Origin of the sequence: Pseudomonas citri (genome assembly GCF_025336485.1) — a bacterium.
GTDB classification, from domain to species: domain Bacteria; phylum Pseudomonadota; class Gammaproteobacteria; order Pseudomonadales; family Pseudomonadaceae; genus Aquipseudomonas; species Aquipseudomonas citri.
Map to the genome: position 1 here is coordinate 104,634 of NZ_JAODAB010000012.1, position 19,599 is coordinate 124,232.

Annotated in this window: 19 protein-coding genes; 10 read left to right on the forward strand and 9 right to left on the reverse strand. The window is 61.6% G+C overall.

Annotated elements, in window-relative coordinates:
- Positions 1–18 precede the first annotated feature (18 nt).
- The 7 genes from N4Q37_RS15270 (at position 19) to N4Q37_RS15300 (ending at position 5,755) form a co-directional block, all read left to right on the forward strand.
- The gene (locus N4Q37_RS15270; protein WP_260958849.1) at positions 19–651 is read left to right on the forward strand and encodes a TetR family transcriptional regulator; all 633 of its coding nucleotides are present in this window, start codon (positions 19–21) and stop codon (positions 649–651) included.
- A 438-nt stretch (positions 652–1,089) separates the two neighbouring features.
- A complete protein-coding gene (locus tag N4Q37_RS15275) occupies positions 1,090–1,470 on the forward strand; it encodes a DUF6124 family protein (RefSeq protein WP_260958850.1) in 381 nt (126 codons plus the stop codon).
- 222 nt (positions 1,471–1,692) lie between these two features.
- A complete protein-coding gene (ureE, locus tag N4Q37_RS15280; RefSeq protein WP_260958851.1) occupies positions 1,693–2,193 on the forward strand; it encodes an urease accessory protein UreE in 501 nt (166 codons plus the stop codon).
- Positions 2,190–2,864 carry an urease accessory protein UreF gene (locus N4Q37_RS15285; RefSeq protein WP_260958852.1) on the forward strand — a complete coding sequence of 225 codons (675 nt, stop codon included), beginning with the start codon at positions 2,190–2,192 and terminating at the stop codon, positions 2,862–2,864. The genes ureE and N4Q37_RS15285 overlap by 4 nt, the downstream gene beginning before the upstream one ends.
- 9 nt (positions 2,865–2,873) lie before the next feature.
- The gene (ureG, locus tag N4Q37_RS15290; protein WP_260958853.1) at positions 2,874–3,488 is read left to right on the forward strand and encodes an urease accessory protein UreG; all 615 of its coding nucleotides are present in this window, start codon (positions 2,874–2,876) and stop codon (positions 3,486–3,488) included.
- Between the two features lie 206 nt (positions 3,489–3,694).
- The gene (locus N4Q37_RS15295) at positions 3,695–4,267 is read left to right on the forward strand and encodes a HupE/UreJ family protein (RefSeq protein ID WP_260958854.1); all 573 of its coding nucleotides are present in this window, start codon (positions 3,695–3,697) and stop codon (positions 4,265–4,267) included.
- A gap of 354 nt (positions 4,268–4,621) precedes the next feature.
- Positions 4,622–5,755: an AGE family epimerase/isomerase gene (locus N4Q37_RS15300; RefSeq protein ID WP_260958855.1), complete on the forward strand. Its 1,134-nt coding sequence runs from the start codon at positions 4,622–4,624 to the stop codon at positions 5,753–5,755.
- Positions 5,756–5,910: 155 nt separating this feature from the next.
- On the opposite strand, the gene N4Q37_RS15305 is transcribed toward N4Q37_RS15300, so the two are convergent.
- From N4Q37_RS15305 to amaB, 8 genes are all read right to left on the reverse strand, one after another.
- Entirely contained in the window at positions 5,911–6,675 is a 765-nt protein-coding gene (locus N4Q37_RS15305) for an SDR family oxidoreductase (protein WP_260958856.1), read from the reverse strand.
- A 744-nt stretch (positions 6,676–7,419) separates the two neighbouring features.
- A complete protein-coding gene (locus N4Q37_RS15310; protein WP_260958858.1) occupies positions 7,420–8,136 on the reverse strand; it encodes an ABC transporter ATP-binding protein in 717 nt (238 codons plus the stop codon).
- Positions 8,133–9,005, reverse strand: a complete 873-nt coding sequence (locus N4Q37_RS15315; RefSeq protein ID WP_260958859.1) for an ABC transporter ATP-binding protein — start codon at positions 9,003–9,005, stop codon at positions 8,133–8,135. Before N4Q37_RS15315 ends, N4Q37_RS15310 begins: the two co-directional genes overlap by 4 nt.
- The gene (gene livM / locus N4Q37_RS15320) at positions 8,998–10,302 is read right to left on the reverse strand and encodes a high-affinity branched-chain amino acid ABC transporter permease LivM (RefSeq protein WP_260958860.1); all 1,305 of its coding nucleotides are present in this window, start codon (positions 10,300–10,302) and stop codon (positions 8,998–9,000) included. The genes N4Q37_RS15315 and livM overlap by 8 nt, the downstream gene beginning before the upstream one ends.
- A 2-nt stretch (positions 10,303–10,304) precedes the next feature.
- Positions 10,305–11,219 (reverse strand): ABC transporter permease subunit, encoded by a 915-nt coding sequence (locus tag N4Q37_RS15325; protein WP_072340177.1) that lies wholly within the window; start codon positions 11,217–11,219, stop codon positions 10,305–10,307.
- Between the two features lie 164 nt (positions 11,220–11,383).
- Complete coding sequence (locus N4Q37_RS15330) at positions 11,384–12,520, reverse strand: branched-chain amino acid ABC transporter substrate-binding protein (RefSeq protein ID WP_260958861.1); 1,137 nt, start codon at positions 12,518–12,520, stop codon at positions 11,384–11,386.
- Positions 12,521–12,891: 371 nt separating this feature from the next.
- Entirely contained in the window at positions 12,892–14,175 is a 1,284-nt protein-coding gene (gene amaA / locus N4Q37_RS15335) for an L-pipecolate oxidase (protein WP_260958862.1), read from the reverse strand.
- 92 nt (positions 14,176–14,267) lie between these two features.
- Complete coding sequence (gene amaB / locus N4Q37_RS15340; protein WP_260958863.1) at positions 14,268–15,758, reverse strand: L-piperidine-6-carboxylate dehydrogenase; 1,491 nt, start codon at positions 15,756–15,758, stop codon at positions 14,268–14,270.
- A 166-nt stretch (positions 15,759–15,924) separates the two neighbouring features.
- Between amaB and N4Q37_RS15345 the strand changes: the two genes are divergently transcribed.
- The 3 genes from N4Q37_RS15345 to nadE all read left to right on the forward strand — a co-directional run bounded on the left by N4Q37_RS15345 (position 15,925) and on the right by nadE (position 19,020).
- Positions 15,925–16,836 (forward strand): LysR family transcriptional regulator, encoded by a 912-nt coding sequence (locus tag N4Q37_RS15345; RefSeq protein WP_260958864.1) that lies wholly within the window; start codon positions 15,925–15,927, stop codon positions 16,834–16,836.
- A 125-nt stretch (positions 16,837–16,961) separates the two neighbouring features.
- The gene (gene pncB, locus N4Q37_RS15350) at positions 16,962–18,188 is read left to right on the forward strand and encodes a nicotinate phosphoribosyltransferase (RefSeq protein ID WP_260958865.1); all 1,227 of its coding nucleotides are present in this window, start codon (positions 16,962–16,964) and stop codon (positions 18,186–18,188) included.
- Positions 18,189–18,192: 4 nt separating this feature from the next.
- Complete coding sequence (nadE, locus tag N4Q37_RS15355) at positions 18,193–19,020, forward strand: ammonia-dependent NAD(+) synthetase (RefSeq protein ID WP_260958867.1); 828 nt, start codon at positions 18,193–18,195, stop codon at positions 19,018–19,020.
- Between the two features lie 83 nt (positions 19,021–19,103).
- On the opposite strand, the gene azu is transcribed toward nadE, so the two are convergent.
- Positions 19,104–19,550 carry an azurin gene (gene azu, locus N4Q37_RS15360; protein WP_260958868.1) on the reverse strand — a complete coding sequence of 149 codons (447 nt, stop codon included), beginning with the start codon at positions 19,548–19,550 and terminating at the stop codon, positions 19,104–19,106.
- Positions 19,551–19,599: the final 49 nt, after the last annotated feature.

Genomic DNA, 19,599 nt, shown 5'->3' on the forward strand with positions numbered 1-19,599 from the left:
CCAGAAGCCAGCTTTGCGATGCAGCCCCGCGCCGAACAGAAACAACAGACCCGAACCGCCCTGATGGACGCAGCCCGTCACCTGATGGCGTGCGGACGAGGGTTCGGCAGCCTGAGCCTGCGGGAAGTCGCCAGGACGGCGGGCATTGTACCCACCGGTTTCTATCGGCACTTCGACGACATGGATCAGTTGGGCCTGGCACTGGTCTGCGAAGTCGGCCAGACCTTTCGCGAAACCATCCGCCTGGTGCGCCACAACGAATTCGTCATGGGCGGCATCATCGATGCGTCGGTGCGGATCTTTCTCGATGTGGTGCAAGCCAACCATTCCCAGTTCCTGTTCCTGGCCCGCGAGCAATTCGGCGGTTCGCTACCGGTGCGCCAAGCCATCGCCCGGTTGCGCGAAGACATCAGCTCGGACCTGGCCGCCGACCTTGCCCTGATGCCCAAACTGCAACACCTGGACCTGCCCGGGTTAAGCGTGATGGCCGACCTTATCGTCAAAAGCGTATTCGCCACCCTGCCCGACATCATCGACCCACCCGCGCAAGCCCTGCCCGAACACCTCACGCCCCAGGCGAAGATTACCCAGCAACTGCGGTTCATCTTCATTGGCCTCAAGCATTGGCGTGGGTTGGGGAGTACTGAATAGCCCCCGGCATGGCTTCTTTGTGGGAACGTGAATGCTCAAATCAAAAGATCGCAGCTTTCGGCAGCCCTACGCCATTTCCGTAGGAGTTGCCGAAGGCTGCGATCTTTTGATTCTTTTTCCCCGCCAAACCCTCGGACATTTCCTTCGACACGCCGGGCGGTTCATGAACTAGGCAGCGCTTTCGAGCGCCGCTAACCTTTGTTCGTCATCGCAAAAAACGGTGACACGGACGTGCAAGTCCGAGTAAAACACCAACCCATAATGCTTCTAGCCATTCGCGGCGCAATCGCGCCCGTGTTTTATGGCGGCTGTGTTCGGGAGATCTTCGGATCTGCCGAGTTTTGGGTATGGTTACTCGGTCTTGCACACTCGCACACAGCTGCCACCCTTCATTGCGTGCAAGCGATCCAGGGCGGTTCTCTTGAGGAAACCTACCCCATGTTCAAAGCCACTCCAAATCCCCCACAAAACGGCCAAAAATCCCGCGTCGAAGCGCAGGAAGCCAAAAAACTCGAAGACGCCGCCACCCGCGCCCTCGACTACTACCTCAACCCCAAGCCCGCCTCACCAGAACCCGACAGCACCCAGCTGTTCATCGTTGCCCCTCACATCGACACCGAAACCCTACTCGCCAACGCCTCCGAAGACCTGCTCTCCATCAGCACCATCGCCGCCGACCTGGCTGACGATGTGGACGATTCACGCCGCTGCGTCGCCCTGGCAATCAGCCGCATGGCCGATGGGGTTCAGTTGTTGGTCGAGCGGGCGTTGGATCACCTGGAGACAAAAGCGATGGCGGCGAACAACGCCAAAGGGTAGCGCTTGCATGGATGCCAGCTGAGCCGACGCATTCGCCAGCAGGTTCGCTTTCTCAGCAAGCCACCAAACGGTGCGCAGCCCGCACGCTGCGCACCAAGATAGTACGTAACCCGCCCCCTTCCAAAACGCCACAGCCTCATTCCTGCACCATTTCCTACACCCTCTTCGATTGGCAAGCCCCTTGCTCTAAACACCGCATCGTTCATTGCTGGAAGCACGCCGATGCTGGTGATTCACCGCAGAATCGACCCTCAACCGCGCTGGGACGCGGAGCTGCACCTGACCTTCGACGCCCGCAGCAAAAGCCGCTTGCGCTGTTTCAGTGCCGAGGGCGAAGACGTGGGCTTGTTCCTGGAGCGCGGCCAGCCGCCGCTGCACGACGGCGAATGCCTGCAAGCCGAAGACGGGCGCATCGTGCGCGTCTGCGCCCGCCCCGAACAACTGCTGCATGTCACCTGCGCCAACGCCTTCGAACTGACCCGCGCGGCCTATCACCTGGGCAATCGCCATGTCGCCCTGCAAGTGGGCGATGGCTGGTTGCGCCTGCTGGACGACTACGTGCTCAAGGCCATGCTCGAACAACTGGGCGCCGTCGCCGAAGCCATCGAAGCTCCGTTCCAACCCGAACACGGCGCTTATGGCGGCGGTCACCATCATTCACGGCACGGCGACGAAGATTTCAACTACGCGCCGCGCCTGCATCAATTCGGCGTGCGCACATGAACCCGGCCTGGGCGCTGCTGCGCCTGGCCAGCCCGCAGTTGCCGATTGGCGGCTACAGCTATTCCCAAGGGCTGGAGATGGCGGTGGACAACGGCCAGGTGAAGAACCCCGACGACGCCCGTCGCTGGATCGGCGACCAGTTGCTGCTCAACCTGGCGCGCTTCGAAGCGCCCCTGTTACTGGCGCATTGCACCGCCGCCAGCACCGACGACTGGGAGGCCTTGCAGCAACACTGCGAAGAACACCGCACCAGCCGGGAAACCCGTGAGCTGTATCAGGAGAGCCGGCAGATGGGCTACTCGTTGCAGCAACTGCTCGCGGGCCTGCCGGAACTCGACGCTGCCGCGCGCGGCTTTCTCGAGCAACGCCCAGAACCGCACCTGGCCCTGGGCTGGGCACTGGCGGCCCGCGCCTGGCACATCACGCCCCAGGACGCCCTCGCCGCGTGGCTGTGGAGTTGGCTGGAAAACCAACTGGCCGTGCTGATGAAAACCCTGCCCCTAGGCCAGCAAGCCGCCCAGCGCCTGACCAGCGAACTGCTGCCGCTGCTGCAACAGGCCCAGCACAACGCCTCGAACGTCCACCCCGACCACTGCGGCAGCGCCGCGTTTGGCCTGTCCCTGGCGTGCATGGCCCACGAGCGCCAGTACAGCCGCCTGTTCCGTTCCTAGGAGAATCCCATGAATACACAACCTCTGCGCGTCGGCATCGGCGGCCCGGTGGGTTCCGGCAAGACCGCCCTGACCCTGGCCCTGTGCCTGGCCCTGCGTGAGCGCTACAACCTGGCCGTGGTCACCAACGACATCTATACCCGCGAAGACGCCGACTTCCTGGTACGCAACGAAGCCCTGGCGCCGGAGCGGATCATCGGCGTGGAAACCGGTGGCTGCCCTCACACGGCGATTCGCGAAGACGCATCGATCAACCTCGAGGCAGTGGATCAGTTGAACCGGCGCTTCCCCGGCCTGGACCTGATCCTGGTGGAGTCGGGTGGCGACAACCTGTCGGCGACTTTCAGCCCGGAGTTGTCGGACCTGACGATCTACGTGATCGACGTCTCGGCCGGCGACAAGCTGCCGCGCAAGGGCGGGCCGGGCATCTGCAAATCCGACCTGCTGGTGATCAACAAGATCGACCTGGCGCCGCTGGTGGGGGCGTCCCTGGAGATGATGGGCAGCGACACCAAACGCATGCGCAACGGCAAGCCTTTCGTGTTCAGCAACCAGAAGACCGGCCAGGGCCTGGACGACATCATTGCCTTCATTGAGCGCCAGGGCCTGCTGAGCGCGGCTTAGGCTTTATACGAAAAGTGCCTGCGCGACGATCATGCTGCGTTGAAAACAGGCTCGTGCGCGAGTCCGATCGGAATGCTCATTGACAACCAGTCAAGTCGGGCGCGACCCCGGCCGTTCCTCGCCTGTTTTCGCCTTGCCTGATCGCCGCTCGGCGACTTTTCGTACAAACCCTGATTCTTTCGACTGACAACAAGGAACGCTAAACCATGACCTGCAAACGTATCCTCGGCGCCCTCGCCCTGCTGCTGACCCCGGCCCTGGCCTTCGCTCACCCCGGGCACGGCGACAACGGCCTGATCGCCGGCCTCGGCCACCCCATCGGCGGGCTCGATCATTTGCTGGCGATGCTGGCGGTCGGCTTGTGGGCCGCACAACAACAAGGCTCGGCGCGCTGGGCACTGCCGTGCGCCTTCGTCGGGACCATGCTGCTCGGCGGCCTGCTGGGTTTTGCGGGCCTGGACCTGCCGGCGCTGGAAAGCGGCATCGCCGCCTCGGTACTGGCCCTGGGCCTGGCAGTGGCGTTGGCGGTTCGCCCACCGTTGAGCCTGGCGGTGGGTGCGACGGCAATGTTCGCGCTGTTCCACGGTGTGGCCCACGGCTTGGAATTGCCGGACATGTCGAGCCCCTGGGCCTATGCAGCGGGCTTCGTCGCGGCGACAGCGGCGCTGCACGGTGCAGGTTTTGCGCTGGTGCGCGTGTTGCCGCGAGCAGCGGCGCCACTGGTGCGACTTGCCGGAGCGGCTTCGGCGGGGGCTGGGGTCTGGTTGTTGGCGGGTTGATTTTTTAGCGTCTGCAAGGGCCTCATCGCGAGCAAGCTTTGCTCCCACAAGTTCTGCAGAGGCTGCACATTTACCTGCCATCACAGATTCTGCAGAGGCTGCACAATTACCTGCCATCACAGCTTCTGCAGAGGCTGCACAATTACCTGCCATTACAGCCTCTGCAGAGGCTGTAATTTACCTGCCGCCACAGGTTCTGTGGGAGCAAAGCTTGCTCGCGATAGCGGTGGATCAGTTTGCAGCGATGCCGGATGTGCCTGCTCGCGATAACGGCCTGACAGGCACCGCCTCTCCCTGGCCTGCCACTCTGCTACCATGTCGCGCAAATCACCCCTGCCGCGACGACGTCCGCCAATGCCAGATGCTTCCCGCTCCGCTCTCCAGCCTGAACTGACCGATCTGTTCGCTACAGTGCGCCAGCATTTTCACGAGGTAATCGTGCCGATGTGGCAAGGCCCGGGCTGGAACGCCGAACTGGCCTTGCCTTACGAATCCCTGGATGCCGACCATGCGCCACTGCCACCCCAGCGCTACCGCGCCATGGCCTGTGCCCGGCAGCTGTTCGTGTTCGCCAGCCTGATCGGCGAAGTACCCCAGGCCGAGGAACGCGCCGCCGCGCTGTTCCGCTCGCTGCAACGGCATTTTCACGATGCCGAACACGGTGGCTGGTTCTACAGCATCGATCCGCAAGGCGCGCCGTTGGACACTGGCAAAGACCTTTATACCCACGCGTTCATCCTGTTCGCCTGCGCCCATTACTGGGGCAAGGTACGCGAACCGTTGGTGGAGTCGGTGCTCAATGCGGCGCTGGAAATCATCGGCCGCCGCTTCGCCACCGGCGATGGCCTCTACGAGGCCAGCCTCGAACGTGACTGGTCAACGACCGGATCCGGCCCGTTGCAAAACCCCTTGATGCACCTGGCCGAAGCCTTCCTCGCGGTCCTTGCGGTTCGCGACGACGCGGGCACCTGCAAGGCGTTGCTCGAGCTGTGCGATGCCATGTCCAGGCGCTTCATCGACCCGCAGCACCACGTCATGATGGAAAAACCGCTCGGGGCTGTGGGTAACTGGTTCGAGCCAGGGCATCAGTTCGAATGGTATTACCTGCTGGGCTCCTCGCCCTTGCTGCGCAACGGCAAGCTGCACACCGCCCTGGAACAGAGCTTCAGCCATACCGAGCAGCAAGGCGTGAACCCGCAATCCGGCGCCGTCTGCGCCATGCTGGGGTTGGCGCCGGAGGCCTCGCCACGCGATGCCACCCAACGCATCTGGGCCCAGGCAGAGTACTTGCGCGCGCTGACCTTGCGAACGCAAGGCCAGGCAGTGTTGCTGCGCCAGTTGCAAGCGCTGCAACATCACTTCCTGCACGCCAAGGGCTGGAACGAATGCCTGGATGCCGACGGCCTCGTCAGCCGCCGGGACATGCCGTCCTCCACGCCTTACCACCTGCTGACCTGCTATCGCGGGCTGGCTGATTACCTGGGCTGACCGGCCAATGGCTATCGCGGGCAAGCCTTGCTCCCACAGGGATCTGGGCTGTGCCTACTCCCCAGAGCCGAACCAAATCTGTGGGAGCAAGGCTTGCCCGCGACAAGTCAATCCCGTGGGAGCAAGGCTTGCCCGCGATGAACGATAACGCGGTCTCAGGCCTTGTTACGCTCGATCGCAAACCCAGCCCAAGTCTGGCTCACCGGCATCAGTTCCAGGCTGTTGATGTTGATGTGCGCCGGCGTGTTGAGCACCCAGAAAATCGTCTCGGCGATGTCTTCTGGCTGGATCGGCTCGGCCCCGGCATAGGTCGCGTTGTAGCGATCCTGGTCGCCGCCGAAGCGCACCAGCGAGAACTCGCTTTCGCACAGGCCCGGTTCGATGTTGCTCACCCGCACACCAGTGCCTTGCAAGTCGCAGCGCAGGTTCAGGGAGAATTGTTTGACGAACGCCTTGCTCGCGCCATACACGTGACTGCCAGGGTACGGGTAGTTGCCGGCAATGGAGCCCAGGTTGACGATCCCGGCGCCACGGCCATGGGCAATCAGCCGTGGTAGCAACAGGCGAGTGCTGTAGATCAAGCCTTTCACGTTGGTGTCGACCATGGTGTCCCAGTCATCGAGGTCGCACTTGGGCGCCGGGTCGACACCCAGGGCCAGGCCGGCGTTGTTGATCAGCCCGCGCAATTTGGCAAAGGACGGCGGCAGATTGGCGATGGCCTCCTCCATGGCCTTGCGATCGCGCACATCCAGTACCAAGCCATGGACCTCGGTCTGCTTCGACAGCTCGGCACAGAGGGCATTGAGGCGCTCTTCACGACGACCGGTCAACACCAGTTTCCAGCCGGCCTCGGCAAAACGACGGGCGCAGGCCTCACCAAAACCGGATGTCGCGCCGGTGATAAACAGGGTGTCAGACATCGTGCTCTCCTTGTTTGAGCTTCAAGCCATTGAATGAAATCGGCCCACAGCATGCCCGGCTTGGCACGGCAGGAGCAAGGCTTGTGGACAGATGCTTGCGCCCAATGACTGGTCATTAAACAGCCAACCGGCTACAGCCCTTGTCCGTTGGGGCCCACAGCCAATTGCCCGCACCTTATCCACAGGCACGTCCACAGTAATCGGGGGCAAGTGCGAAAGGCGCAAGCCGCTGTGCATAAGGCTTTGCGGGGCATTTGGAAAAGTTTTTCCCTTGACCCTGCACCTGCGGTTGTGCAGTTCGGCGCAGCGGCTATAAGCCAGCCGCGAGCAGAACGATGGCTCCAAGCCAGCAACGACGGCCTTTCGCGCAGTCTTTCCAGAGTTTAGTCACAGACTTATCCACAGCCTTACCCACCGCTGAGGAGACGGCCGGCCCTGTGCATAAAAAGGTTGACAAGCCACACTCCCGCTTAATCAAAAAGCCCTGATCAAAAAACAACCACAAGCCTGCAAGCCACGATTTTCAAGGCCTTCAGCCAGCTACTCCCACGTTACCCACAGCCCGCTCCACAGCAAACGGGGACAAGTCAAAACCGTGACAAAACAACTGTTTGCGGCGACTTTATGCCGCGCTTTCGCAAGGGATCCGCAGGGTTGTCCACAATGGCGAATCTTTCGAGAGGATTCAGGAGCCGAAAAAATACCGGCGATCACTCGCCGGTTCTTTTCATTGCGACAGTCGCCTCAATGCCCACCCAAGTACGCGTTGCGTACCTCCTCGTTGGCGAGCAGTTCCTTGCCGGTGCCGGTCAGGCGGATTTCACCGTTGACCATGACATAGGCGCGGTCCGACAACTTGAGGGCATGGTTGGCGTTCTGCTCCACCAGGAAAATGGTCATGCCGGTGGAAGCCAGTTCTCGCAGGGTGGCGAAGATCTGTTTCACCACGATCGGTGCCAACCCCAGGCTTGGCTCATCGAGCAGCAACAATTTCGGCCGACTCATCAATGCCCGGGCGATGGCGAGCATTTGCTGCTCGCCGCCGGACATGGTCATGGCCCGCTGGTTGCGCCGCTCCTTGAGCCGCGGGAACAGTTCGAACATGCGCTGCATGTCCTCGCTGGCATGCTGGTCACCGATCGGGATAGTCCCCATCAGCAGGTTTTCCTCGACGGTCATGTCGGGGAACACCCGCCGCCCTTCCGGCGACTGGGCAATACCGTTGGAGGCAATGTAGTGGGACGATTTGTGGGTAATGTCCACGCCCCGGTAGATGATCTGCCCACTCGCAGCCCGCGGCTGGCCGAAGATCGACATCAACAGGGTCGACTTGCCCGCACCGTTGGAGCCGATCAGGCTGACGGTCTCGCCCTCCTCAATATGCAGCGAGACTTTCTTCAGGGCCTGGATCGGCCCGTAGAACACGTCCAGTTCCTTGAGTTCGAGGATAGGTCCACTCATACCAATTCCTCTTCATCGGCACCCAGGTAGGCCGCGATCACCTTCGGATCGTGGCGAATCGCCTCGGGACCGCCCTCGGCGATCACGTTGCCGTGGTCCAGTACCACGATGTGGTCGGAAATACTCATTACCATGCCCATGTCGTGTTCGATCAGCACCACGGTCAGATCGTGCTCGTCGCGCAGCACCCGGATCATCCCGCTCAGCGCTTCGGTTTCCTGGGGGTTGAGGCCGGCGGCCGGTTCGTCGAGGCAAATGATCTGCGGACGGGTGCACATGGCCCGGGCGATCTCCAGGCGGCGTTGCTGACCGTAGGAAAGCTCACCCGCCAGGCGGTTGGCGCAATCCACCAGGTCCACCACTTCGAGCCAATAGAACGCGTGGTCCAAGGCATCGCTTTCGGCCTTGCGGTAGCCCTTGGTGTTGAGGATCCCCGACAGCAGGTTACGGTTGACCCACATGTGCTGGGCCACCAGCAGGTTTTCCAGCACCGACATTTCCTTGAACAGGCGTATGTTCTGGAACGTCCGCGCCAGGCCTGCGCGGTTCACCAGGTGAGTGCCGCCGAACATCTTGTAGAACAGCCGGCTGGCGAAGGCCTTCGGCGAAAAGAAGTCGGTCGGGCGGAACGGCTCGCCCAACAGCTTGATCACGTTGGTCTGCTCACCGCGCACATTGAGTTCGATCTTGCCGCCGGAGGCCTTGTAGAAACCGGTCAGGCAGTTGAACACCGTGGTCTTGCCCGCACCGTTGGGGCCGATCAGGGCGAAGATCGAGTTGCGCTTGACCTGCAGGCTGACATCGCTGAGGGCCTTGATGCCACCGAACTGCATCATCAGGTTTTCGACTTGGAGTACGACTTCACTCATGGCTCTGCCCTCTTTCATACGCCAGGGCACCTTTGCGCGGCGTCACACCCGTACGGCTGATGCGGATCAACCCGCGAGGTCGCCAAATCATCATCAACACCATTAGTACGCCGAACAACAACACGCGGTACTCGGAGAAGCTGCGCAGCAACTCCGGTGCCACCGTGAGCACGAATGCCGCGATCACCACACCAACGGTCGAGCCCATGCCCCCTAGCACTACGATCGCCAGGATCAGCGCCGACTCGAAGAAAGTGAACGACGCCGGGTTGACGAAGCCCTGGTAGCTGGCGAAGAACACGCCGGCCAGGCCCGCGGTGGATGCACCGATGGTGAAAGCCGAGAGTTTGACCAGCACGTGGTTCAAGCCCATCGAACGGCAGGCGATCTCATCTTCACGCAAGGCCTCCCACGCACGGCCGACCGGCATGCGCGTCAGGCGATGCTTGATGTAAAGCACCAGCAGCACAGTGATGAACAGGACGATGTAGATGAACAGGAATTTCAGGTTCGGGTTGTAATCGATGCCAAAGAACTCATGGAACGGCACTCCGCCATCTTTCGCCCTGCGGCCGAACTCCAGGCCGAAAAAGGTTGGCGACGGCACGGGCATGCCATTTGGCCCGCCGGTGAACGACAGCCAGTTGTTGAGCACCAGGCGAATGATCTCGCCGAAGCCCAGGGTCACGATGGCCAGGTAGTCGCCGTGCATTCGCAACACCGGGAAACCCAATATGCACCCCGCCATCGCCGCCGCGATGGCCGCGAGCGGCAGTACCGTCCAGAAACCCAGTCCCAGGTATTGGTAGCCCAGCGCCAGGCCATAGGCACCAATGGCGTAGAACGCCACGTAACCCAGGTCGAGCAACCCGGCCAGGCCGACCACGATGTTCAAACCCAGACCCAGCAGCACGTAGATCAAGCCGAGGATGACCACGGTGAGCACGTATTTGTTGGCGAAGAACGGGAACACGATGGCAATCACGATCAGTGCCGGGATGATCCAGCGCAGGCGCGACTTGTAGTCCGGTGGCAGCACGTGCACGCCAGAACCCGGGCTCTCGAAGCCCTGGAGCACCTTCAGCCCCCTGGAGGTTTGCAGGAACAGGCTCAGGACAAAGCGCCCGACCATCACGATCGCCACCAGCCAGCCGACGCGGGCCGGTTGCAGGTTGAAGCTGTAGCCTTCGAGCACCACGCCGACAATCGGCCCGAACACGATCAGCGAGATCAGGCCGGCCAGGATCGCGTCGATGACGCTTCGTTTGATATCAATCGGTTTATTGGCAGCAGACATACTTATACCTTCGCCACGAGTGGGCGACCCAACAGGCCTTGGGGACGGAAAATCAGAATCAGCACCAGCAGCGAGAAACTGAACACGTCTTTGTAGTCGGAGTTGATCAGACCGGAGAACAGCGACTCGGAGATCCCGAGGATGATCCCGCCGAGCATGGCCCCAGGCAGGGAGCCGATGCCGCCGAGTACCGCCGCGGTAAACGCCTTGATGCCGATGATGAAGCCGGCATAGAAGTCGAACGTGCCGTAGTTCATGGTGATCAGCACACCGGCCAGGGCCGCCATGGCCGCGCCGATGATGAACACGTAGGAAATCACCCGGTCGGTGTTGATCCCCAGGATGGAGGCCATCTTGCGGTCTTGCTGGGTGGCGCGACACATGCGTCCCAGCTTGGTGTACTTGATGATGTAGGTGAGCACGGCCATCCCGGCGAATGCCGCCACCAGGATAAAGATCTTGGTATAGGTCAATTGCACGAAACCACTGCCAATCTCGACGCGCATGGCGCCTTCGAGCAGCGTAGGTACGCCTTGTTGACGGGCGCCCTGGCTGATCTGCGCGTAGTTCTGCAGGATCAAGGAAATGCCGATGGCACTGATCAGCGGTGCCAGCCGGGTCGAGTTGCGCAAAGGCTTGTAGGCAACGCGTTCGATGACCCAGCCGTATACCCCGGTGACCACCACCGTGAATACGAGAGTGCCGAGAATCATCAGCGGGAAGGATTCGATACCGAAGTAAGCCAGCAGAGCCAGACTGATTGCCGCGAGGTAGGCGGAAATCATGTAAACCTCGCCGTGGGCGAAGTTGATCATGCCGATGATGCCGTAGACCATTGTGTAGCCGATGGCGATCAGACCATAGACCGACCCGAGGGTCAGGCCATTGATCAGTTGCTGCAGGAAAATACCATCCATAACGCAATCTCACGCAGTGAGAACCTGTACACCCGGGGGTGTGCGGTTCTTCTAGGGAAAATACAGATTTACGTCAGAGCAATGTCAGGCACGACCGGCGCGCGCGCCATGGGAACCGGGGTTTGCCCGGTTCCCAAAGGAGGCTTGGCCGGTCGCTTCAGCCCTTACTTCTGTTTTTCCAACTGGTGATATTTGCCGTCCTTGTCCCACTGGTAGACCACGTAGTCGGAGACCTTCAAGTCACCCTTGGCGTCCCATTCCTTCTTGCCCATCACGGTCTGGACCGGATTGGCCTTGAGCCACTTGGCCGCGTCTTCGCCTTTGTTGGACTTGGCGCCATTGAAACCGGCGGCCAGGGCCTGGACCGAAGCGTAGGCGTACAGGGTGTAGCCTTCCGGCTCGGTGCCGTTCTTGCGGAACTCGTCAACCACGGCCTTGCTGTCTGGCAGCAGGCGCGGGTCGGCGCCGAAGGTCATGTACACGCCGTCGACATACTGCGCACCACCGGCGGTGGTGACCAGTTCGTCGGTGACGATGCCGTCGTCGGACATGAATTTCACGTCCTTGAGGCCTTGTTCACGCAACTGGCGAACCAGCGGGCCGGCTTCCGGGTGCAGGCCACCGAAATAGACCACGTCGGCGCCCGTCGAACGGATCTTGGTCACCACGGCGCTGAAGTCTTTTTCGCCGCGGGTCAGGCCCTCGTACAGCACCGGCTTGACGCCACGCTTGGTCAATTGGGCCATGGTTGCATCCGCCAGGCCCTGGCCGTAGGTGTCCTTGTCGTGCAGTACCGCGACTTTCTTGCCCTTGAGCACGTCGACGATGTAGTCGCCCGCCACGATGCCTTGCTGGTCGTCACGACCGCACATGCGGAACATCGCGCTCAGGCCACGCTCGGTGACTTTCGGGTTGGTCGATCCGGGGGTGATGGCGATGATGCCGGCTTCGTCATAGACCTCGGAGGCCGGGATGGTATTGGACGAGCAGAAGTGCCCGACCACGCCGATCACCTTGTCCTGCTCCACCAGGCGGTTGGCCACGGCCACGGCCTGCTTGGGCTCGCAGGCGTCGTCGCCGGCCACCAGGACAATTTTCTCGCCGTTGACGCCACCTGCCTTGTTGATGACGTCGGCTGCCGCCTGGGCACCCTTCATGTACTGCTCGCCAAATGCAGCGTTGGCGCCGGTCATCGGCCCCGCCACACCAAATTTCACATCAGCTTGAGCAAACGCAGAAACACCCAGCGCAGTTGCCACTGCGAGGGCCAGGAAGCCTTTCTTGTAAAACGTCTGGGACATGAGGTGGTGCTCCAAGGTTTTTTTTAGTTGGCACTGCGACTTCACTTCACTGAAAAGCTCAGAGCAAGGGCCGTGCCATCGGTTTTTTATTCTGAAAAAAGTCACTGCTTTAATTGTTATTTTGACTGTTTCGGGCCCTTTTTCATTGGGCGTGCAACCGTCTAAACCGCGCTAGGTGCAACCTTTCATTCAGATCGGTAAAACCCTCCATGAGCCATCATTGCAACCAGGGGACGAAACGGCGTGCAACCACGCTGTAACAACCTGCGTCACCGAACTGCACACCACCGGTGCGCGATTGCTACGCCCTGCACCATTACAGGCTAGCCGCTGTATTGGAAAACGCCGCCGGGCGTAACACTTTTCAACATTCAAATGACAATCCGCAAGCACTGGCCCGCGTGATACAGCGAAAAACCCGCCTCATAGAAGCAACTGCGCAGGCCAGCCCCAACCACCGGCCGCATGGGCGCGAACGGAATCGGTAGCGCCTGGGCGTCGCCATGACACAGATAATCGGCGAAGGCCTTGCCGACCACGGTGCCGGTGGTCACGCCCCGACCGTTGTAGCCGGTCACGGCCACCAGGCCGGGCGCAGGCTCGAACAGGCGCATCAAGTGATCAGGCGTGAAGGCAATGCAACCGGTCCAGGTGCATTCCCACTCCACCGTCTTGAGGTAGGGAAAATAATGCCGCTGGACCCGGTCGGCCCATGCCTTGAGGAACCAGGTCGGCTTACGATTGCCATTACCCAGGCTGCCCAGCAAGAGGCGGCCATCCTTGTCCCGACGGATGCTGCTCAACACCTGGCGCGTATCCCATGAGCCCTGGCCACCGGGCAGGATGCGCCGGGCCGCCTCGTCATCCAGCGGCACCGAGGCAACCTGGTAGTAATGACCCGGGAAGAAATTGCGCCGCAGCTCGGTCCAATCGCCCTCGGTGTAGGCGTTGGACGCGATCACCACTTGCTCGGCCAGCACCGAACCCTGGGCGGTCTGCACCGACCAGCGCTGGCCCTGGCGCTCCAGACGCGTGACCGGGGAGTGGTCGAACAGTTGGCCACCCAGATCCTTGGCGGCCTTGGCCAATCCACTGGCGTAGGCCATCGGGTTGAGCGTGCCAGCACGCCGGTCGAGCAATGCGGCGGCGATTTTCGAGGTGCCGGTGGCCTCGACGCAGGCCTGGCCGGTCAACAGCTCCACTGGCGCGCCCCGACGCTTCCATTGTGCTTCGCGACTGCGCAGGTCGGCCTCGCCCCGGGCGTTATGGGCCATGTGCAGGGTGCCTTCGCGGCGCAACTGACAATCGATGCCGTATTTATCGACGAGGCTGAACACCAGGGCCGGTGCCGCCCCCAGCATGCAATTGAGCTGGCTGCCCACCGCCTCGCCGAACCCGGCTTCGATATCATCGGGCGGAATCCACAGGCCGGCGTTCACCAACCCGACGTTACGTCCCGATCCGCCATGCCCGGCCCGGTGGGCCTCCAGCACCGCCACACGCTTGCCTTGCTCGAGCAAGTGCACCGCCGCCGACAGCCCGGTGAAACCTGCGCCGATCACACAGACATCCACCGTGACTTCACCCGTGAGCGAAGTGTTTTCAGGCCTTTGCGGCGTCAGATTTTCCCACAGACATTCTTCGCGTAACGGCATTGCCGGCTCCTGGTCAGGAGCAGCCGCAAGCCGCAAACCGCAAGTTGCAAGCCGGTTCGGCTTGTGGCTTGCAGCTTACGGCTTGAAGCTACTCAATCAAAAGTAATCCCCTGCGCCAACGGCAGTTCCAGCGAATAGTTGACGGTGTTGGTCTGGCGCCGCATGTAGCCGCGCCACGCGTCGGAGCCGGATTCGCGACCGCCGCCGGTTTCTTTCTCGCCACCGAACGCACCGCCGATTTCCGCACCGCTCGGGCCGATATTGACGTTGGCAATGCCGCAGTCGCTGCCCACGGCCGACATGAATTGCTCGGCTTCACGCACGTCGGTGGTGAAGATGCACGACGACAGGCCCTGTGGCACGGCGTTGTTCAGGTGCAGGGCTTCGGCGAAGTCCTTGTAGCCGACCACATAGAGGATCGGTGCGAAGGTTTCGTGGCGTACCACGTCGCTCTGTTCAGGCATCTCGACGATGGCCGGCGACACGTAATAGGCATTCGGGAATTGGTCTTCGAGCTGGCGCTGGCCGCCGAACACCCGACCGCCTTCGCTCAGGGCCTGCTCCAGGGCATCCTGCATGGTGTCGAAGCTGTGCTTGTCGATCAGCGGCCCCACCAGGTTGCCTTCCAGCGGATGGCCGATGCGCACTTTCGAGTAGGCGGCCTTGAGGCGGGTGACGATTTCGGTCTTCACCGACTCATGGGCGATCAGGCGGCGCAGAGTCGTGCAACGCTGGCCGGCCGTGCCGACGGCGCTGAACAGGATGGCGCGCACGGCCATGTCCAGGTCGGCGCTCGGTGCCAGGATCATGGCGTTGTTGCCGCCCAGTTCGAGGATGCTGCGGGCGAAACGCGCGGCGACTTTCGGCGCCACTTCACGGCCCATGCGGGTGCTGCCGGTGGCGCTGATCAAAGCCACGCGCGGATCGTCCACCAGCGCCTCACCGGCGTCGCGACCGCCGATGATCACCTGGCTCAGGTACGGTGGCGCGTCGCTGAAATTCTTCAGCACGCGCTCGAACAGCGCCTGGCAAGCCAGGGCGGTGAGCGGGGTTTTCTCCGACGGTTTCCAGATCACGGCGTTGCCGCACACCAGCGCCAGCGCGGTGTTCCAGGCCCAGACCGCCACCGGGAAGTTGAAGGCGCTGATGACGCCGACCACGCCCAGCGGGTGCCAGGTTTCACGCATGTGGTGGCCCGGACGCTCGGAGGCGATGGTCAGGCCGTACAACTGGCGCGACAGGCCGACGGCGAAATCGCAGATGTCGATCATCTCCTGCACTTCGCCCAGGCCTTCCTGGGTGATCTTGCCGGCTTCCCACGACACGAGTTCGCCAAGGTCGGCCTTGTATTCGCGCAGCAGGTCACCGAACTGCCGAACCAGTTCGCCGCGACGCGGCGCCGGAACCTTGCGCCACAGGTCAAAAGCGTGTTGGGCGCGACTGACCTGTTGCTCGACTTCGGCGGCGCCCTCCCAGTTCACGGCGCCGATGCGACTGCCGTCGATGGGCGAATGCACGGGCTGTGTGCCGTTCTGGTACAGGGCCGGGGCGACGCCCAGACGATCAAGCAATGCAGCAACCATGGAAATTTCCTCAAACGTAAGACACAGGATCGGCAGCCGGACGATGACGGCTGATCAGGCCTGTAGTTTTAGCTGGCCCGAGACTTGCCAACAAACGACCTTTAAGCGAGATATCATTCCGTTTATTCATGCTGTCCCCGCAGAGCGACCAGAACAAGGCCTCCTCATGCTCAACAAACGCTATTTGCCGTCGATCACCGCGCTGCAATGCTTCGAAGCGGTGACCCGCCACCTGAGCTTCACCCGCGCCGCCGAAGAGTTGAACCTGACCCAGAGCGCCGTCAGCAAACAGGTCGCGCAGCTGGAAGAACTGCTGCAGCATTTGCTGTTCCGGCGAGTGCGCCGACGCCTGCAACTGACGCCGGCCGGCGATTTGTATTTGGCAGAGGTGCGAAAAATCCTCACGCAGGTGGAGATGTCGACCCATTACCTGCGCTCCTACGGCGGCGACACCGAAGTCCTGCGCGTTTCCACCCCGCCCACCTTCGGCGCTCGCTGGCTGGTTCCGCGCCTGAAGGGCTGGCGACTGCGACATCCGAAGATTCACCTGGACCTGTGCAGCGAACAAGAAGCCGACGACCTGCTGCAAGGGCGCAGTGACCTGGCGTTCTACTTCGGCCAGGGTTCGCGCCCCGGCACCGAATCGCTGAAGCTGTTCGGCGAAGAACTGGTGCCGGTCTGCGCGCCCGGCAGCCTGCCAGCCAAGCCGTTGACCGACCCGACGCAACTGACGGACCTGGTGCTGTTGCAAAACGCATCGCGTCCCCAGGCCTGGCACGACTGGTTCGGCAACCAGGGTTACCACACCGAGCACAGCTACCACGGGCCACGCTTCGAAACCTTCTACATGTGCATCCGCGCCGCCCAGGTCGGTTGCGGCGTCGCTCTGCTGCCCAGGTTCCTCGTGGAGGAAGAGCTGACCGACGGCAAGCTGGTCATCGCCTGGCAGCATGCGATGCCCAGCAGCGATGCCTATTACCTGGCCTACCCCGAGCATTCGGCGGAAGTGCCCAAGGTGCGGTTGTTTGTGGAATGGATGTTGGAGCAGATCAATGGCCCTGACGCCCCGCCGCAATAGCCCTCGCCACAAAGTCTGTGAACGTTAAAAATCACTGGCAATACCCACCACGGTTATGCGCCACTAGCCCTTTCACTGAAAACCGCCGAACCTCGCCACCCACCGCGGCCTGTCTGGAGAACCCTATGAGCGAGAGCGTATTTGCCGATCGTATCGTGCAGAACCTGCTCGACACCGACTTCTACAAACTGACGATGATGCAGGCGGTGCTGCACAACTACCCCAACGTCGAAGTCGAGTGGGAGTTCCGCTGTCGCAACCGTGAGGATCTGCGCCCGTACCTGGCGGAAATCCGCTTCCAGATCGAACGCCTCGCCGAACTGAGCCTGAGCGCCGACCAGTTGGGCTTCCTGGAGCGCATCAGTTTCCTGAAGCCAGACTTCCTGCGTTTCCTGGGTCTGTTTCGCTTCAACTTGCGCTACATCCACACCGGCATCGAAAACGATGAACTGTTTATCCGCCTGCGCGGGCCGTGGTTGCATGTGATTCTGTTCGAAGTGCCGCTGCTGGCTATCGTCAGCGAAGTGCGCAACCGCTATCGCTATCGCGAGGTGGTCCTGGAACAGGCGCGCGAGCAGTTGTATCGCAAGTTCGACTGGCTGAGTGCCAACGCCAGCGCCGATGAACTGGCCGAACTGCAAGTGGCGGACTTCGGCACCCGTCGGCGGTTTTCCTACCGCACCCAGGAAGAAGTGGTGAACGTGCTCAAGCACGACTTCCCCGGGCGTTTCGTGGGGACCAGTAACGTGCACCTGTCCCGCGAACTGGACATGAAGCCCTTGGGGACCATGGCCCATGAATGGATCATGGCCCACCAGCAACTGGGGCCACGACTGATCGACAGCCAGATCGCCGCGCTCGATTGCTGGGTGCGCGAGTACCGGGGCTTGCTGGGGATCGCGCTGACCGACTGCATCACCATGGATGCGTTTCTGAACGACTTCGATCTGTTCTTCGCCAAGCTGTTCGACGGCTTGCGCCACGACTCGGGGGACCCGGTGCTCTGGGGCGAAAAAGCCATCGCCCACTACCACCGGCTCGGCATCGACCCGATGAGCAAGACCCTGGTGTTTTCCGATAGCCTGACATTGCCCAAGTGCCTGGATATTTTCCGGGCATTGCAGGGTCGCATTAATGTCAGCTTCGGCATTGGCACCAACCTGACCTGCGACATTCCGGGTGTAGAGCCCACGAGCATCGTGCTTAAAATGATCAGCTGTGACGGGCAACCCGTGGCCAAGATTTCAGACGAGCCCGGCAAGACCCACTGCAAGGATCCGAATTTCGTCGCCTACATGCGACACGTTTTCCAAGTACCTGCCACCCTTTCAGGCACATCAAGCAAGGAGTGAATTCATGCAAGCCGTACAGCGTGAGATTGCTGGACAGCTCAAGGTCCAGCCGCCGTTCGCCGATGAGGCGGCCCTCAAGGCCGAGATCGCCCGCCGGGTGAGCTTTATCCAGGATTGCCTGGTCAATTCCGGGCTCAAGAGTCTGGTGCTGGGCATCAGTGGCGGGGTCGACTCGTTGACCGCCGGCCTGCTGGCCCAACGCGCCGTTCGCGAGCTGCGGGAGAAAACCGGCAACGCCGCCTACAAGTTCATCGCCGTGCGCCTGCCGTACGAAACCCAGTTCGATGAGCATGAAGCACAAGCCTGCGTGGACTTCATCGAGCCGGACGAGCGCCACACCGTCAATATCGGGCCGGCGGTCAAGGCGCTGGCCAAGGAGGTTCTGGCATTCGAAGGCAAGGCACCGGGGGCGCGGGATTTCGTGCTGGGCAACTCCAAGGCGCGCATGCGCATGGTGGCCCAGTACTCCATCGCCGGCGTCGAGCACGGCCTGGTGGTCGGCACCGATCACGCGGCCGAAGCCGTGATGGGTTTCTTCACCAAGTTCGGTGACGGCGCCTGTGACCTGGCGCCGCTGAGCGGCCTGGTGAAACACCAGGTCCGGGCCATCGCCCGGGACTTTGGCGCGCCGGAGTCACTGGTGGAAAAAGTCCCCACCGCCGACCTCGAGGACCTGTCCCCAGGCAAACCGGACGAAGCCTCCCACGGCGTGACCTACGCCCAGATCGATGCCTTCCTGCATGGCGAGCCGGTGGAGGAAAAGGCCTTCAAGATCATCTGCGAGACCTACCGCAAGACCGAGCACAAACGGGTGATGCCTTACGCCCCGTGACGGGCCTATAAACCCTGTGGGGGCTTGTAACATGGCACAAAAAAGCGCCCTGCACGGGGGCGCTTTTTTGGGTCTGAAGTGGATTACTTCAGGGTCACCGTGCCTTTCATCATCGAGATGTGGCCTGGGAACGAGCAGAAGAAGCCATATTTTTCAGCGGCATTGAGTTTCGAGACTTCGAAGGTCACCGAGTCTGTCTCCCCGGCGCCGATGACTTTGGTGTGGGCAATGACGCGAGCGTCACCTTCCTTGAGGTAGTTCTTGTCCACGCCAGCGGCCATGCCATCGGTGGCGATGGCCTGCATGTCGGTCTCTTTGCTCAGCACCCAGTTATGGCCCATGACATTCTTTGGCAGGCTGCCCGAGTGAGTCAGCTCGACGGTGAAGGTCTTGCAGCTTTTGTCGATCTCGATGGCCTTGGTATTGAAGGACATCTGGTCAGTCGAATCGATGGTGGTCTTGCATTCCGCTGCCATCAGTTGGCTACTGGCCAGCGTCAACAGGGATACAGCAACAAGTTTGGCGAACATGGTGAATCTCCAAGGCATGGTTAACAAAATTCCATCAAAGGGGAAGACT

Coding starts and splice junctions, on each gene's coding strand:
- N4Q37_RS15270 (WP_260958849.1), top strand. CDS start 19: ATGCAGCCCCGCGCCGAACAGAAACAACAGACCCGAACCGCCCTGATG.
- N4Q37_RS15275 (WP_260958850.1), top strand. CDS start 1,090: ATGTTCAAAGCCACTCCAAATCCCCCACAAAACGGCCAAAAATCCCGC.
- ureE (WP_260958851.1), top strand. CDS start 1,693: ATGCTGGTGATTCACCGCAGAATCGACCCTCAACCGCGCTGGGACGCG.
- N4Q37_RS15285 (WP_260958852.1), top strand. CDS start 2,190: ATGAACCCGGCCTGGGCGCTGCTGCGCCTGGCCAGCCCGCAGTTGCCG.
- ureG (WP_260958853.1), top strand. CDS start 2,874: ATGAATACACAACCTCTGCGCGTCGGCATCGGCGGCCCGGTGGGTTCC.
- N4Q37_RS15295 (WP_260958854.1), top strand. CDS start 3,695: ATGACCTGCAAACGTATCCTCGGCGCCCTCGCCCTGCTGCTGACCCCG.
- N4Q37_RS15300 (WP_260958855.1), top strand. CDS start 4,622: ATGCCAGATGCTTCCCGCTCCGCTCTCCAGCCTGAACTGACCGATCTG.
- N4Q37_RS15305 (WP_260958856.1), bottom strand. CDS start 6,675: ATGTCTGACACCCTGTTTATCACCGGCGCGACATCCGGTTTTGGTGAG.
- N4Q37_RS15310 (WP_260958858.1), bottom strand. CDS start 8,136: ATGAGTGGACCTATCCTCGAACTCAAGGAACTGGACGTGTTCTACGGG.
- N4Q37_RS15315 (WP_260958859.1), bottom strand. CDS start 9,005: ATGAGTGAAGTCGTACTCCAAGTCGAAAACCTGATGATGCAGTTCGGT.
- livM (WP_260958860.1), bottom strand. CDS start 10,302: ATGTCTGCTGCCAATAAACCGATTGATATCAAACGAAGCGTCATCGAC.
- N4Q37_RS15325 (WP_072340177.1), bottom strand. CDS start 11,219: ATGGATGGTATTTTCCTGCAGCAACTGATCAATGGCCTGACCCTCGGG.
- N4Q37_RS15330 (WP_260958861.1), bottom strand. CDS start 12,520: ATGTCCCAGACGTTTTACAAGAAAGGCTTCCTGGCCCTCGCAGTGGCA.
- amaA (WP_260958862.1), bottom strand. CDS start 14,175: ATGCCGTTACGCGAAGAATGTCTGTGGGAAAATCTGACGCCGCAAAGG.
- amaB (WP_260958863.1), bottom strand. CDS start 15,758: ATGGTTGCTGCATTGCTTGATCGTCTGGGCGTCGCCCCGGCCCTGTAC.
- N4Q37_RS15345 (WP_260958864.1), top strand. CDS start 15,925: ATGCTCAACAAACGCTATTTGCCGTCGATCACCGCGCTGCAATGCTTC.
- pncB (WP_260958865.1), top strand. CDS start 16,962: ATGAGCGAGAGCGTATTTGCCGATCGTATCGTGCAGAACCTGCTCGAC.
- nadE (WP_260958867.1), top strand. CDS start 18,193: ATGCAAGCCGTACAGCGTGAGATTGCTGGACAGCTCAAGGTCCAGCCG.
- azu (WP_260958868.1), bottom strand. CDS start 19,550: ATGTTCGCCAAACTTGTTGCTGTATCCCTGTTGACGCTGGCCAGTAGC.